Annotated in this window: 12 protein-coding genes and 1 pseudogene; 3 read left to right on the top strand and 10 right to left on the bottom strand. The window is 69.9% G+C overall.

Annotated features, from left to right (window positions below; translation table 11 throughout):
* Nucleotides 1–19: 19 nt before the first annotated feature.
* From nuoE to YU1_RS30040, 7 genes and pseudogenes are all read right to left on the bottom strand, one after another.
* A pseudogene (gene nuoE, locus YU1_RS0117685) lies at nt 20–622 on the bottom strand (NADH-quinone oxidoreductase subunit NuoE); the annotation flags it as partial.
* The gene (locus YU1_RS0117680; protein WP_029005210.1) at nt 622–984 is read right to left on the bottom strand and encodes a hypothetical protein; all 363 of its coding nucleotides are present in this window, start codon (nt 982–984) and stop codon (nt 622–624) included. The pseudogene nuoE and the gene YU1_RS0117680, both read right to left, overlap by 1 nt.
* Entirely contained in the window at nt 981–2,189 is a 1,209-nt protein-coding gene (locus tag YU1_RS0117675) for an NADH-quinone oxidoreductase subunit D (RefSeq protein ID WP_035715777.1), read from the bottom strand. Before YU1_RS0117675 ends, YU1_RS0117680 begins: the two co-directional genes overlap by 4 nt.
* Before the next feature lie 11 nt (nt 2,190–2,200).
* Nucleotides 2,201–2,839 carry an NADH-quinone oxidoreductase subunit C gene (locus tag YU1_RS0117670; RefSeq protein WP_029005208.1) on the bottom strand — a complete coding sequence of 213 codons (639 nt, stop codon included), beginning with the start codon at nt 2,837–2,839 and terminating at the stop codon, nt 2,201–2,203.
* Nucleotides 2,840–2,868: 29 nt separating this feature from the next.
* Nucleotides 2,869–3,453, bottom strand: coding sequence for a NuoB/complex I 20 kDa subunit family protein (locus tag YU1_RS0117665; RefSeq protein ID WP_029005207.1), 585 nt, complete (start codon nt 3,451–3,453; stop codon nt 2,869–2,871).
* A complete protein-coding gene (locus YU1_RS0117660) occupies nt 3,444–3,809 on the bottom strand; it encodes an NADH-quinone oxidoreductase subunit A (protein WP_029005206.1) in 366 nt (121 codons plus the stop codon). Before YU1_RS0117660 ends, YU1_RS0117665 begins: the two co-directional genes overlap by 10 nt.
* Before the next feature lie 277 nt (nt 3,810–4,086).
* Nucleotides 4,087–6,660 (bottom strand): response regulator, encoded by a 2,574-nt coding sequence (locus tag YU1_RS30040; RefSeq protein WP_084539955.1) that lies wholly within the window; start codon nt 6,658–6,660, stop codon nt 4,087–4,089.
* 220 nt (nt 6,661–6,880) lie between these two features.
* Here YU1_RS30040 and YU1_RS0117650 point away from each other — a divergent pair, with 220 nt between their 5' ends.
* Complete coding sequence (locus YU1_RS0117650; RefSeq protein ID WP_029005205.1) at nt 6,881–8,755, top strand: flagellar biosynthetic protein FliO; 1,875 nt, start codon at nt 6,881–6,883, stop codon at nt 8,753–8,755.
* 97 nt (nt 8,756–8,852) lie between these two features.
* Here the strand turns inward: YU1_RS0117650 and dksA are convergent, their stop codons facing one another.
* From dksA to YU1_RS0117635, 3 genes are all read right to left on the bottom strand, one after another.
* Complete coding sequence (gene dksA / locus YU1_RS0117645) at nt 8,853–9,269, bottom strand: RNA polymerase-binding protein DksA (protein WP_029005204.1); 417 nt, start codon at nt 9,267–9,269, stop codon at nt 8,853–8,855.
* A gap of 191 nt (nt 9,270–9,460) precedes the next feature.
* The gene (locus YU1_RS0117640) at nt 9,461–10,306 is read right to left on the bottom strand and encodes a MipA/OmpV family protein (protein WP_029005203.1); all 846 of its coding nucleotides are present in this window, start codon (nt 10,304–10,306) and stop codon (nt 9,461–9,463) included.
* 93 nt (nt 10,307–10,399) lie between these two features.
* The gene (locus YU1_RS0117635) at nt 10,400–11,950 is read right to left on the bottom strand and encodes an NAD(P)/FAD-dependent oxidoreductase (RefSeq protein ID WP_029005202.1); all 1,551 of its coding nucleotides are present in this window, start codon (nt 11,948–11,950) and stop codon (nt 10,400–10,402) included.
* A gap of 204 nt (nt 11,951–12,154) precedes the next feature.
* Here YU1_RS0117635 and YU1_RS0117630 point away from each other — a divergent pair, with 204 nt between their 5' ends.
* Together YU1_RS0117630 and YU1_RS0117625 are read left to right on the top strand one after the other, a co-directional pair.
* The gene (locus YU1_RS0117630) at nt 12,155–12,679 is read left to right on the top strand and encodes a SixA phosphatase family protein (protein WP_029005201.1); all 525 of its coding nucleotides are present in this window, start codon (nt 12,155–12,157) and stop codon (nt 12,677–12,679) included.
* 1 nt (nt 12,680) lies between these two features.
* Nucleotides 12,681–14,141 (top strand): YcjX family GTP-binding protein, encoded by a 1,461-nt coding sequence (locus YU1_RS0117625; protein ID WP_029005200.1) that lies wholly within the window; start codon nt 12,681–12,683, stop codon nt 14,139–14,141.
* Nucleotides 14,142–14,143: the final 2 nt, after the last annotated feature.

The raw sequence follows: 14,143 nt of genomic DNA, 5'->3' as shown, positions 1-14,143 counted from the left end.
CGTCGGCCGGCTTGCGGGTGTAGAGCGAGGGATCCGTCAGCGAGGCCCGGCCGCTCTCCGGCGCCGAGCTCTGACGGCCGATCTGCGAGCCGGTCTTCACCGGACGGCCCGCCTGGAGATCATCCAGCAGCTTCTCAAGGCTCTCGGGGGTAAGGTCCTCGAAATAATCGTAATTCACCTGGACCATCGGCGCGTTGGCGCAGGCACCCAGGCACTCCACTTCCAGCCAGGACAGGGCGCCATCCTCGGTCACGTGCCGCTCGGGGCCGATCTTGCGATGACAGACCTCCTTGAGCTTGTCGGCGCCGCGCAGCGCGCACGGCGTGGTGCCGCAGAGCTGGACGAAGTGGCGACCCACCGGCTCCAGGTTGAACATGGTGTAGAAGGTGGCGATCTCCAGCACCCGGATGTAGGCCATGCCCAGCTTGTCGGCGACGGCACGGATGGCGGGCTCGGGGGTCCAGCCCCCGGCCTGCTCCTGCGCCTTCCACAACAGCGGGATGACGGCGCTGGCCTGGCGGCCTTCGGGATATTTGGCGATCTGGCGGTCAGCCCAGGCTTCGTTCTCCGGCGTGAAGGCGAAGCTGGCGGGCTGTTCTGCGGCAAGACGACGGACGGACATCAGCGAGTTCCCGGCCCGGCTACATGACAATTGTTGTAGGTGCCGCCGGCCTGCGCGATGGCGCAATAGACGTAGACCCCATCCTTGTAGAGCATCACCACTTGGCCATCCGTATGGGCCAGCTGCCCCCTGGTGCCCGGCACGCCGGAAGTCGGGATCAGCGCGGCCTTCACCGGCTGCCAGCCGTCATTCAGCAGGCCGTAGACGGTCAGCTTCTCGGCCACCACGGCAAGCGGCGGCGCCGCCGGCGTGGCGGGCGCGACGATCTCGATGCTGAGCGGAGCCTTGGTGGCGTAGTCGGCCGCATGGGCCGCACCGATGGCGGCCAGCAGGGCCGCGGCGGTCAGAGCGAAAGTCTTCACCGGTCAACCTCCCCGAACACGATGTCGAGGGATCCCAGCACCGCCGAGACGTCGGCGAGCATGTACCCGCGACACAGGAAGTCCATGGCCTGGAGATGCGCGAAACCGGGAGCGCGAATCTTGCAGCGGTAAGGCTTGTTGGTGCCGTCCGCGACGAGATACACGCCGAATTCCCCCTTCGGCGCCTCCACGGCCGCATAGACTTCCCCTTCCGGCACGTGGAAGCCTTCCGTGTATAGCTTGAAGTGGTGAATAAGCGCTTCCATCGAGCGCTTCATCTCGCCACGCTTCGGCGGCGACACCTTGTTGTCGGTCGAGGAGACCGGACCCGGCTCCTTCAGCAGGCGAGCCACGCACTGCTTCATGATCTTGATCGACTGCCGCATCTCTTCCATGCGGACCACATAGCGGTCGTAGCAGTCGCCGTGCTTGCCGATCGGAATGTCGAAATCGAGCTCGGAATAGCATTCGTAGGGCTGCGCGCGGCGCAGGTCCCAGGCGGCGCCGGAACCGCGCACCATGACGCCGGAGAAGCCCCAGGCCAGCGCGTCTTCCAGGCTCACCACGCCGATGTCGACGGTGCGCTGCTTGAAGATGCGGTTGCCGGTGACGAGGGCATCCAGGTCGTCCAGCAGCTTCAGGCAGGGGTCGCAGAATTCGCCGATGTCCTCGACCAGCTTCTGCGGCAGGTCCTGGTGGACGCCGCCGGGCCGGAAATAGGCGGCGTGCATGCGGCTGCCGGACGCGCGCTCATAGAACATCATGAGCTTCTCGCGCTGCTCGAAGCCCCACAAAGGCGGGGTCAGCGCGCCCACGTCCATGGCGAAGGTGGTGACGTTGAGGATGTGCGAGAGGAGACGGCCGATCTCCGAATAGAGCACGCGGATCAGCTGGCCGCGGATCGGCACCTCGATGCCGGCCAGGCGCTCCACCGCCAGGCAGAAGGCATGCTCCTGGTTCATCGGCGCGCAATAGTCGAGCCGGTCGAAATAAGGCACCGCCTGGAGATAGGTCTTGGCCTCGATCAGCTTCTCGGTGCCGCGATGCAGCAGGCCGATATGCGGATCGACGCGCTCCACCACCTCGCCGTTCAGCTCCAGCACCAGGCGCAGCACGCCGTGGGCCGCCGGATGCTGCGGGCCGAAGTTGATCTGGAAGTTGCGGACGGGGTTTTCCGTCTTCGGAGGATCGAGCGTATAGGCCATGTCGCCCTCCTTCAGCTCGCCTTCGGCGCGTCTTTCGGCGCGCCGGGCTGCGATGACGCCTTCTCATCCCCCGGCAGGACGTATTCCACGCCCTCCCACGGCGAGAGGAAGTCGAAGTTGCGGAACTCCTGCGCCAGGCGAACGGGCTCGTAGATCACCCGCTTGGCCTCGTCGTCGTAGCGCACCTCGACGAAGCCGGTGAGCGGGAAGTCCTTGCGCAGCGGATGGCCGTCGAAGCCATAGTCCGTCAGCAGGCGGCGCAGCTCGGGATGGCCGGTGAACAGGATGCCGTACATGTCGTAGGCTTCGCGCTCGAACCAGTTGGCGCCGGGATAGACGCCGGTGACGGACGGAACCGGGGTCGCCCCGTCGGTCGCCACCTTCACGCGCACCCGCATGTTCTGCTTCAGCGACAGCAGGTGGTACACCACGTCCAAGCGCAGCTCCCGCGCCGGATAATCGGCGCCGCACACGTCCACGATGCAGGCGAACAGGCACGCCGGGTCGTCGCGCAGGAACGTCGCCAGCTTCACGACATGGGCCGGCGTCGTCTCCAGCGTCAGTTCGCCGAAAGCGATCGTGTGCCCGATCACGGCTTCGGGCAGAGCGCCCGAAACGTGAGCCGCCAGATCCTTCAAGGTCTCGTCCATGAGCCTGTTCCTGTCGCCGGTGCGGCGGTTCAGCGTTCGATGGTGCCGGTGCGGCGGATCTTCCGTTGCAGCAGGAGCACGCCGTAGAGCAGCGCTTCCGCCGTGGGCGGGCAGCCGGGTACGTAGATGTCGACCGGCACCACGCGGTCACAGCCGCGCACCACCGCATAGGAATAATGGTAGTAGCCGCCGCCGTTGGCGCAGGAGCCCATGGAGATGACGTAGCGCGGCTCCGGCATCTGGTCGTAGACCTTGCGCAAAGCCGGGGCCATCTTGTTGGTCAGCGTGCCTGCCACGATCATCACGTCCGACTGGCGCGGCGAGGCGCGCGGCGCGAAGCCGAAGCGCTCCACGTCGTAACGCGGCATGGAGACCTGCATCATCTCCACGGCGCAGCACGCCAGGCCGAAGGTCATCCACATGAGCGAGCCGGTGCGCGCCCAGGTGACGAGGTCGTCGACGGTGGTGATGAGGAAGCCCTTGTCCGCCAGCTCCGAATTGATCTCCCGGTAGAAGGGATCATCCGAGAGGATGGGGCGGCCGGTGCTGGGATCGATGATGCCCTTGGGGGCAGCGGACACCAGCGGCTTCGTCGCGGAAGGGGTCAATCCCATTCGAGCGCTCCCTTGCGCCACTCATAAATGAACCCGACGGTCAGCACGCCGAGGAACAGCATCATCGACCAGAAGCCGAGATCGCCCAGCCCGCCGAACGACACCGCCCAGGGGAACAGGAAGGCCACTTCGAGGTCGAAGATGATGAAGAGAATCGCCACCAGATAGAAGCGGATGTCGAACGTCATGCGCGCGTCATCGAAGGCGTTGAACCCGCACTCATAGGCCGACAGCTTTTCCGGGTCGGGATTCTGGTAGGCCACGAGGAACGGCGCGACCAGGAGGGCAAGTCCGATCACGAGAGAGACGCCGATGAAAATCACCACCGGCAGGTAATCCAGGAGCAAGGCGTTCATGATCCGCACCTCGGGGCGCGTAGGGCGATGCGCCTGAAGCGCACGCGCCGGCCTCGGTTGGAGGAGTTCGAAACGAGCGAGGCTTATCGCAGCGCCAGATGGGTGGCAAGAGCGAGGTGCGCACCCCACACGGCAAAAAGATCCAACTACATAGCGCAATGCAGCATATTTAGGACGGCACCGCCGCGTCGCGACCCGCGCCGCGCGCATGGCGCCGCGCGGCGGGTGCATGGAATTACCTCCCTACCACATCGCACCCATCCGGCGCGGCACGGCCTCAGGCGTGAATCGCCTCCTTCACCGCCGCCACCAGCTGCTTGAGCGAGAACGGCTTGGCGAGGAAGGAAAAGCTCTCCGTGGCAGGCAGGTTGCGGGCGAAGGCCTCTTCCGCATAGCCGGAAATGAAGATCACCTTCAGCTCCGGATGGCGCGCGCGCAATTCCCGCAGCAGCGTCGGCCCGTCCATCTCCGGCATCACCACGTCGGAGATGACGAGATCGAACCGATGCTCGGCCGCATCCACCAGCGCCAGCGCCTCCGCGCCGCCGGAGGCCGCGACCACATTGTAGCCGCGGGCGGTGAGCGCCCGGGTGGCGAAGGCGCGCACCGCGTCCTCGTCCTCCACCAGCAGCACCGTGCCCTGGCCGGTCAGGTCTGCGGACCTGCCGTCCGTCTCCGCCGGCCGGGGCTCGACCTCCTCGGGCTCGGCCGCATGGCGCGGCAGGAACACGCGGAAGGTGGTCCCCTGCCCCGCCGTGCTGGAGGCGAGGATCGTGCCCCCCGTCTGCTCGACGATGCCGTAGACGGTGGACAGCCCGAGCCCGGTGCCCTTGCCCACCTCCTTGGTGGAGAAGAACGGCTCGAAGATCTTGTCCATGATGTCCGGGGGGATGCCCGTGCCGGTATCGGCGACTTCGATCAGCACATAGTCCGCTGCCGGCAGGCCGCCGTCACCGAAGCCGGTGCAGTCGGCCGCCGCCACGTTGGCGGTGCGCAGGGTCAGCATGCCCCCGCCGGGCATGGCGTCGCGGGCGTTCACCGCCAGGTTCACGATCACCTGCTCGAACTGGTTGACGTCCACCTTCACCGGCCAGAGGTCGCGGCCGTGCTCCACCTCCAGCGTGATGGTCTCGCCGATCAGGCGGCGCAGCAACATGGACAGGTCGGAGATGACGTCGGTGAGCTGGATCACCTGCGGGCGCAGCGTCTGGCGCCGGGAGAAGGCCAGGAGCTGGCGCACCAGCCCCGCCGCCCGGTTGGCGTTCTGCTTGATCTGCATGATGTCCGGGAAGGACGGGTCGCTCGGTCGGTGGCTGGCCAGCAGCAGGTCGCAATAACCTATGATCGCGGTGAGCACGTTGTTGAAGTCGTGCGCCACGCCGCCGGCAAGCTGGCCGATGGCCTGCATCTTCTGCGACTGGGCGAACTGCGCCTCCAGCGCCCTCTGCGCCGTGGTGTCCACCGCATAGATGGCCACCCCGCCCCCCGGCGCGCCGAGTGCCGCCGCATAGATCCGCGCCGAACGCCCCCCCTCGGCGGCGATGGCCACGTCCAGCGGCTGGGCATTGCCGGGCGCGCCATCCCGCAAGGCGTCCTGGATCAGCTGCTCCACCCCCGCCCGGTCGCGTTCGGCGACGAGGCGCTGGAGCCTGGTGCCGGTCAGCACCGCGCCGCCGGCGAACAGCCGGGCGAAGCTGGTATTGGCCTCGGAGATGCGTCCGCGCCCGTCGATACCGGCCATGGCCAGGGGCGAGCGGGCGAAGAAGGCCGCATCCTCGCCGCCCCGCGCCCCGCTTGTCGCGACCGCAGGCGCCTGGGTGGCGAAACGGGGCGTGAGGACCACGATGCATTCGCCCATGGGCCGTCCGCCCATGAATGCGCGCACAGGTATGGTGGAACCATCCTTGCGGATGATCTCCATGTCCATGCCGTCCGGCTCGCTGCGGCCCCGGGCCAAGGCGGCGAGCACGGCCGGCGCGGATGCGGGGGCGATCAGCTCCTGGAATGCCAGCCGGCCGGCGCCAATCTCGGCCAGATCGTAGCCGAGGGCACGCGCCAGCGTCCCGTTGGGCAGCCGGGCCTCCTCCCGCGCCAGCAGGAACATGCCCAGCGGCGCCATTTCCCAGAGGGCGAGAAGGGCGGCTGCGGCTTGGCCATCGGCCGGAATGGCGCCGACGGCGCGCGGCTCCGGCGCGGAGAGCGCGGCCGCCGCCTTGGGCACGGCAGGGCCGGACGCCACCACATCAGGGCTGGCGGGCTTGGGCGCCGCGCCGCCGATCTGCGTCGGGCCAAGCGACAGCAGCCACATGACGCGCCGCCGCCCGCCCAGGGGGTGGACGGAGACATGCAGGCGCCGCCCATCGACTTCCGCGTCGAAGGGAAAGGCGCGCGTGCCGGCATCGCCATCGGCCAGCGACCGCAGCAGATCGGCCAGCGGCTCCTGCCCGCCGGGGATGCGGTTGAGGAAGCGCTCCGGGATGGGGGCCTGGCCCTCGCGGCTGCGGGTCAGGCGCAGATAGGCGGGATTGGCGGCGAGAATCCGTTCGCCGTCCTCGATCACCGCCACCGCGTCGGTGGTGGCCGCAACCAGGGCGCGGGCGAGTTCCTCGCCATATTTGTCGCGCGACAGGCCGAAGCTCAGCACCGAGTGCGCCAGCGCGAACACGCCGATGCAGGCGAAGGCGGCGAGCACCGGGAGCAGCCACGAAATCCCGCCCCCTTGCAGCGTCACCGCGAGAAACGCGCCGATAAAGGCGGCGCCCGCCAGGATCAGTCGGAGGAAGCGCGGCGCTTTGGCTGCGGCTGGCCCGACCGCCGGATCCGGATCCGACGCTCCTGCTCCGCCCGTCATCACTTCATCCTTGTTGGCGCGCCCAAATCGAGGGGCGCTTTGCCGTCATCGGTCACGCCGATTCCCGGAAATTAACGCAAAGTTGCGGCATTGGTTGAAATCCTGGCGTGATCGTCAACAATTTCTTAGGCATGGCGCTCAGGTTTGAATCTGGCGTCCCGCTGGCGCGTCCCATGTCGGTTTCATGCTATGGCACCGCGTGCAGCGATGAGGAGGGTTGATGTTGCAGGATCTATTCGGCGCGCAGCTTGAGCTTCCGGCTCGGGTAGCGATCGCCCTGGTGGTAATCGCAGCGCTGCTCGCCCTCACCATGTTTCTGGTGCGGCGGATCGGCGGCGGTGGTGGGCGCGGGGGGATTTCCCGGTCACGCCATCGCCTCGCGGTGATGGACAGCGTCCCGGTGGACCAGAAGCGCCGCCTCGTTCTCGTGCGGCGGGACGAAGTGGAGCATCTGCTGCTCGTCGGCGGCACCACGGATGTGGTGGTCGAATCCAGCATCGGACGGCCGCAGGCCCGGGACGCGACCCAGCCGCGCGAAGCCCTGCCGCTCCGTGAGCCGCTGCCGCCGCGCGGCGCCTTGCCGCCCCGCGAGCCACGCGAGGCCCTGCCGCCCCGCGAAACGGCGCCCGAGGCATTGCCGACGCGGCCCGCCACAAGCGTGCGCCAGCCGCTGCCTCCGCGCCGCTTCTCCGGCGCGGCCCCTGCCGAACCGGCCACCGCCGAAGCCGCGCTGCCGGCTGCCGACGCACCGCGCCCGGCCGAGCCGCGCCCGTTCGAGCGCAAGGCCCCCGAGAGCCGCTATGCGGAGCCCCGGAGCACCGACACGCGCCTCACCCCGCCGCGCCCGCTGGAGCCGCGCGTCGAGCGTCCCGCCGCCGAGCCGGTAGCCGGTGCCGCCACCCCGGATGTCGCCAAGTCGGAAGTTGCCAAGGCGGAAGTTGCCAAGACGGATGTCGCCAAACCGGAACCGGCCAAGGCGGAAGCCGCCGTGTCCGTCGAGCCGGCCGCGCCGCCCCCCGAGCCGACGCCGGCCGAGGTCGCGACGGTGACGGTCGAGCCCGCGCCTGCGCCGGCCACCGAGGCGGCGCCCGATCAGCCGCGCCGCTCCTTCCTGTCGCGACGCCCGCTGTCCGGACCGGAAGCGCCGGGCTTCGGCATCCGGGCCTTGCGCGACCGCAAGCTGACCCAGGATGCGGAGACGTCTCAGGCCGGCGACGCTCTGCCTGCCCCGGTGCCCCCCGCCGCCGTGCCGCCGGCCACCGTGGCTCCTGCCGCAGTGACGCCTCCGCTGGTGGCGCCCGAACAGCCCCAGGCCCCCACGGCCGAGCGCCCTGCCCCACCGCGCCGGGAATCCCTGTTCGCCAACCGGACCAGCAGCTTCCGCCGCGAGGAGCCGCGCCTCGGCGAGATGGCCCAGCGGCTGGAAACCTCGCTCGGACGTTCCCTGTCCAAGGCCGCGCCCATCGCCGCCGCACCCGTGCTGACGGTGGAAGACCTGCTCGGCGAGCCGGTCGCGGCCGCCGGGGCCAAGTCTCCGGCGGTGGACCCGGCCCCGGTTCCCGTCGTTCCCGCCCCGGAGGCGCCCGCCCCCGTCGCGGTCGCGCCCGAGCCGGTGATCGAGCCCGCCACCCCGGCGGCGGCCGAAGCTCCGCCCGTGGCGGTCCCCCTGGCGCCGGAAGCCGAGCCGGTGGCGTCCGTCGCCCCGGAGCCGGCACCTGCGCCGGAGGAGGCCGCTGCGGCCGAGCCGCATCCGGCCCCGCCCGAAGTGGTGGCAGCGGCCACCGCACCCGCGGTCGTCATCGAGCCCATTCCGGTAGTGGACGCCGGCGCCATCACCATTGAGGCGCTGGAACTGCGGATGTCGGAGATGGCGGCGGAGGAAGCCGCCAAGGCCGAGGACGCTTCAGTGGAGGCGGCCAAGGTGGACGAGGCGCCGGTCAGCGAAGCGAAGGTCGAGGCGGACCCAGTGGCGCCCCCCGTCGCTCCGGCCGAAGACGCCGCCACGCCCAAGGCCGACCCGGCGAGCGATCCGTTCGACGAGCTGGAGGCGGAGATGGCCAATCTTCTCGGCCGCACCGGCTCGGACAAGAGCTGAACCCGCACAACAAAAAGCCGGGCCTGTCAGACAGGCCCGGCCGATTCTCAATCCGGTTGAAGGCGCCGCGGAAGACCGCGGCGCGGCAGGGCGATGGTCAGTCGTCCCGGTAGACCCGCTCGCGGCGCTCGTGCCGCTCCTGAGCTTCCACCGACAAGGTGGCAATGGGGCGGGCCTCCAGACGCTTCAGCGAAATGGGCTCGCCCGTATCCTCGCAATAGCCGTAAGAGCCATCCTCGATGCGCTGCAATGCCGCGTCGATCTTGGCGATCAGCTTGCGCTGACGATCGCGGGCCCGCAGTTCGATGGAGCGGTCGGTCTCCGAGGAGGCCCGGTCCGCCAGATCCGGATGGTTCTGATTCTCGTCTTGAAGGTGCTGCAGCGTTTCCCGCGCTTCCCGCAGAATGTCTTCCTTCCAGTTCAGCAGCTTGAGCCGAAAATACTCACGCTGCCGATCATTCATGAAAGGCTCGTCCTCGCGGGGGCGATAGTCCTCGTCGATGCTGATCGACATCCGCAAAGTCCTCGATACCGCTACGCCGATCCCCGTCGGGTCGCCGCGCTTATATCCAGCACCCAGCGTCCCGACAACAGCCATCGCAACCCAACCTCGCCGCAGCGGCCACAACGGGTGCGACCCGCGCCCCGGCCGAGCCCCCGCATGCCCTCAGACACCGGCGGCCGGCAGCCTCGGGCACGGCGCGCTCACCACCAGGACTTGCCCATGTTGAAGGTGTAGCTGAGCGAGACGCCGCCGATGAACTGGTTGGCGGACTGGGTGAGCGGCGAATCTGCCGCGTCGCCGACCAGACGGTAATAGGAGCCGTAGACGCCCGCCTCGAACCCGTTGCCGAAATTCTTGGTGAGCTGGGCGGTGGCACCCCAGGCATTGAGCCCGCCGCCGGCCTGATAGACGGGCAGCGGATTGCCCACGAAATTGGCCGAGACCGCCTGGAAGGGCGTCACGCCATAGTAGGCCTGCATATAGCCCGAGCCCGCGAACGAGACGCGCGGTCCCACCGCCAAGCGCCAGGACTGGTAGGGAATGATCACATCGGCGGCGAGATCGCCCATGATGCCTTCGAAGCCGCCGAACCCGTAGCGCAGCTCGCCGCGCAGACGCAGCCAGTCCACCGGATACCATTCGGCGAAGCCGCCCACCTCGATCGACGTATCGACATTGCCGAGGCCGTTCAGCTTGGCATTGTCGTCCTCGTCCCGGCCCCAATCGAGCTTGCCGACCGCGCCGATGCGGAAGCGGCCGGTGTCGAACAGGGCGATGGACGGGTTGTCGTCGACGCTGCGGAAGGCATACAGGCTGGACGCCTTGGAGATGCCGAAGATCAGCTTGGGGCTGAAGCCGTAATCGTCGCTGCCGGGATACTCCGGAACCGCGCGGGCGGAACCACCGATGGTGAGATACCAGTCCTCCTGCGTACCGGCCATGGCCGGGGCGACGGGCTTGGTCGGATAATCCGCCGCCTGCGCGCCCTGCGCACCCAGGAGAACGAGCGCCACGAGCGCGGTAGACGTGGAAAGAGCACGCGACACGGGTATGCACCTCACCTGCATATTTCCGCCACACTAGCCCGCGCCGGCGCGGCTTTTGGTTGCAGAAATGTCACGTAACGGCAAGGATTTGGGTTAATGCCGGGGCGGGTTGCGCACGGCGCCCTGGGCGGCGTCGAAAGCCGGTTCCATGGTAGCGTCGGACTCGGCGTGGACCGGGTGTGGGCTCCCGGTCCCGTGGGAATGGGGGCCGCCGAGGCGAGGCACGGCGGGGTGGGCCGTGGCCGCATGCGCCGGCGCGCCATGCACCGACCCGCCATGCATCGGCGTCCCATGCGTCGGTGTCCCATGCACCGGCAGCCCATGCGCTGTCGGATGCGCCGGCCGTGCCTCCGGCCGCTTGGTCCGGCCCCGTGCCCGTTCGCGAGGCGCCTGGGGTGTCTGCCGCGGCGAAGCCGGCTCGGCGGGGGCCTCCCGCGAGGCGCGGGCGGCGGCGAGGTGCGCGACGCCGTCGCGCAAGCGCAGCCACCAGAAGCCGGTCGTCGCCGCCACCCGCCCGGCGGCGCCGAAGGCATAGCGCGGCGCGAACGGCGCCAGTTCTGCAATCTTGCCGTTGCGCTCGACGATGGCCCCGGTGATGGCCTCCGCGGCCAAGGCGGCATTGGCCAGCGGATTGGCGCCGAGCCCCGCCGCATACCAGACGCCCGGCCGGTGCTCGCCGATCAGCGGCAGGCCGTGCCGCGCACGGGCAAGGCTGAACCCGCCCGCATATTCCGCTAGGGCACGCCCGAGTTCGGGATAGACCGCCCGCGCCCGCCGCCGCAGGGTGACGGCCGCCGGCACCTCGCCATGCACCGCGCTGGCGGTGGGCGCCTCGAACATCAGTTCGCCGTCGGAGGGCACGAAGCGGGCGCCAAGCCGTCCCGGCTCGGCCACCAGGCCGGAGAAATCGGGCCGCGCGGCCCGCACCGCAAAGCCGCCCCGCACCCAATGCTCGAAACCCAGCGCGCCCGCGAGCCAGGGCGCCACGGGGGCGAGCCCGCGCCCCGCGCACAGCACCACATGGTCCGCCCGCACCCGCCCGGACGGCGTCATCACATATTTTCGCACCCCCGCGAGATCCGCCGCCACGGCCGGCGTCAACTCCAGAATGCGCACCCCGGCGGCGAGGGCCGCCGCCATCAGGGCGGCGCTCAGGGCCGAAGTCTCGTACAGCACCGCATGCGGCTCGTAGGTGCCGCCCACGTAACGTGTGCTGGCGATGGTGGCGGCGATCTCCTCCCCCGCCCAGCGGCGCAGTTCGACGAGGCCGAGAAGCTCGCGCGCCGCGTCCTCGGCGTCGAGGATGGCGACCTCATGGGCGGCGCCGACCCGCAGCAGGCCTCGCCCGCGCCGCTCCACCCCCAGTTCGTCGAACAAGGCGAGCGCGCCGGCCATGGCTTCCAGCGACAGATCGAAGGTGGAGCGCGCCGCCTCCTTGGAGAGACGGGCGTCGCCCTCCCCCAGCCACAGTGTCACGCCGGCGGCGAGCAGGGCCGTGCGCGGCGCCGGCGCGATCAGGGCGCGCTCCAGCAGCACCACGTCGAGGCCCCGGCGCGCCAGGCGCAACGCCGCGAGCAGGCCGGCAATGCCGCCGCCCACCACGCAGACGTCCGCATCCAGATCAGGCGGCGCGACGGCCGGCATTGCTCTGCCTCCACTGCCCGGACGGGTTCCGAGGGTTAAGATCCAACGTCGCAAGGTAACATGGCTTGCACATTTCTCGCGTCGATCGTGTGAGCGCGTCAGATTGTCGCGAAACGTGCACCGCCGGTGCCAAAGCGCCGCGCCACGGCATCGCCATGGGGAACGTGGTAAGCTGTCCTCCCGCCACGTTGTGCCTCGGGCTTCATGCGCCGCCTCATCCTGCTTCGCCACGCCAAGTCCGACTGGCCGGACGGCGTTTCCGACCGCGAACGTCCGCTCGCGCCGCGCGGCCGTCTCGCCGCGCCGCGCATCGGCCAGTATCTGGCCGACGAGGCGCTGATCCCGGACCGGGTGCTGGTCTCCCCTGCCCGCCGCACCCGCGAGACGTTCGATCTGGTGGCCCCCTTCCTGCTCGGCCTGCCCCAGTTGGCGAGCGAGCCGCGCATCTATGAGGCGAGCGCCGCGCGCCTGCTGGCGGTGCTGCGCGAGCAGCCCGCCGAGGCGCACGTGCTGATGCTGGTGGGCCACAATCCGGGCATGGAGGATCTGGCGGACACGCTGGTCGGCGGCGGCGCCGGCTCCGCCCGCGAGAGCATGCTGGAGAAATTCCCCACCGGCGCCCTGGCGGTCATCGACCTGCCGCTCGACGACTGGGCCGACATCGCCCCGGACAGCGGGCGGCTGGACCGCTTCATCACCCCGAAGGGGCTGGCGGTGGCGGACGATTGAGGTGACGGCGCGCATCACCCTCCTGGACGAGGCCCGCATCGGCCTGCGCTCGCTGATCGACCGGGTGGAGGACCTCGCCGCTCCCACCCTGCGGCTCGGCGTCACCGGCCTGTCGCGGGCGGGCAAGACCGTCTTCACCACCGCCCTCATCCACGCCCTCATCCGTGGCGGCCGGCTGCCGGTGTTCGAGGCCGCCAATGCGGGACGCATCGCCAGCGCCGAGCTGAAGCCGCAGCCGGACGATGCCGTGCCGCGCTTTTCATACGAGGACCATCTGGCGCAGATCGTCGAGGCGCGGCGGTGGCCCGCCTCCACCACGCGCATCAGCGAGCTGCGCCTCGTCATCCGCTATGCCCCGCCGCGCGGCGGCCTGCGCACGCTGACCCTGGACCTCGTGGACTATCCCGGCGAATGGCTGCTGGACCTGCCGCTGCTGGACATGAGCTTCGCGGACTTTTCCCGCACCAGCCTCGCCCTGGCGCGCGATCCGGCGCGCGCGATCCTCGCTGCCCCCTTCCTCGCCGCGCTCGCCGCCAGCCAGCCGTCGGGTCCTGAGAACGAGACCACCGCACGCACGCTCGCCGCCGCCTTCACCCAGTATCTCGCTGCCTGCCGCGGCGAGCGGGTGGCCATGAGCCTGCTGCCGCCCGGGCGCTTCCTGATGCCCGGGGACCTGGAGGGCTCGCCCGCCCTCACCTTCGCGCCGCTCGACCTGCCCGGCGACGCGAAGCCCGCCGCCGGATCGCTGGCGGCCATGATGGAGCGGCGGTTCGAAGCCTATAAGTCCGCCGTGGTGCGGCCCTTCTTCCGCGACCATTTCGCCCGGCTGGACCGCCAGATCGTGCTGGTGGACGCGCTCTCCGCGCTGAATGCGGGACCAGCCGCGCTGGCCGATCTGGAACGGGCGCTGGACAGCATTCTCGCCGCCTTCCGACTCGGCCGGAACAGCCTGGTCAGCACCCTGTTCCGGCCGCGCATCGAGCGCGTGCTGTTCGCCGCCACCAAGGCGGACCATCTGCACCACACCAGCCACGACCGGCTGGAAGCCATCCTCCAGCGCCTGGTGGAGCGGGCGCTCGGCCGCGCCAAGGCGGAGGGCGCATTGTTCGACGTGGCCGCTTTGTCCGCCGTGCGGGCGACGCGCGAAGCCTCCGTCACCCGTGGCGGGCAGGTGCTCCCCGCCATCGTCGGCACGCCGGAGGCCGGCCAGGAGGTGGCCGGCCACGTCTTCGACGGCAATGAGGAAGTGGGGGTCTTTCCCGGCGACCTGCCGCTGGTGCCGGACGGGCTGTTCGAGCCCGGCGGCGGCGGCTTCCGCGGCCTTGCCAGCGCCGACGGCAGGGATGCCGACTTCCGCTTCGTGCGGTTCCGCCCGCCGCCCGGCATTGGCGCGGGCGCGCCGCTTCCCCATATCCGTCTCGACCGGGCGCTCCAGTTCCTGCTGGGCGATCGCCTCGCCTGACG

It is taken from the genome of Azorhizobium doebereinerae UFLA1-100 (genome assembly GCF_000473085.1).
In the GTDB taxonomy this organism is placed as follows: Bacteria; Pseudomonadota; Alphaproteobacteria; order Rhizobiales; family Xanthobacteraceae; genus Azorhizobium; species Azorhizobium doebereinerae.
Note: the sequence above shows the minus strand (reverse complement) of the source record. Positions and strands in the feature narration are given on the sequence as shown.

What these genes read in the sequence shown, in the direction of transcription:
- YU1_RS30040 (WP_084539955.1), bottom strand. Translation starts at nt 6,660, where the DNA reads ATGACGGGCGGAGCAGGAGCGTCGGATCCGGATCCGGCGGTCGGGCCA.
- YU1_RS0117635 (WP_029005202.1), bottom strand. Translation starts at nt 11,950, where the DNA reads ATGCCGGCCGTCGCGCCGCCTGATCTGGATGCGGACGTCTGCGTGGTG.
- YU1_RS0117660 (WP_029005206.1), bottom strand. Translation starts at nt 3,809, where the DNA reads ATGAACGCCTTGCTCCTGGATTACCTGCCGGTGGTGATTTTCATCGGC.
- dksA (WP_029005204.1), bottom strand. Translation starts at nt 9,269, where the DNA reads ATGTCGATCAGCATCGACGAGGACTATCGCCCCCGCGAGGACGAGCCT.
- YU1_RS0117675 (WP_035715777.1), bottom strand. Translation starts at nt 2,189, where the DNA reads ATGGCCTATACGCTCGATCCTCCGAAGACGGAAAACCCCGTCCGCAAC.
- YU1_RS0117630 (WP_029005201.1), top strand. Translation starts at nt 12,155, where the DNA reads ATGCGCCGCCTCATCCTGCTTCGCCACGCCAAGTCCGACTGGCCGGAC.
- YU1_RS0117670 (WP_029005208.1), bottom strand. Translation starts at nt 2,839, where the DNA reads ATGGACGAGACCTTGAAGGATCTGGCGGCTCACGTTTCGGGCGCTCTG.
- YU1_RS0117665 (WP_029005207.1), bottom strand. Translation starts at nt 3,453, where the DNA reads ATGGGATTGACCCCTTCCGCGACGAAGCCGCTGGTGTCCGCTGCCCCC.
- YU1_RS0117650 (WP_029005205.1), top strand. Translation starts at nt 6,881, where the DNA reads ATGTTGCAGGATCTATTCGGCGCGCAGCTTGAGCTTCCGGCTCGGGTA.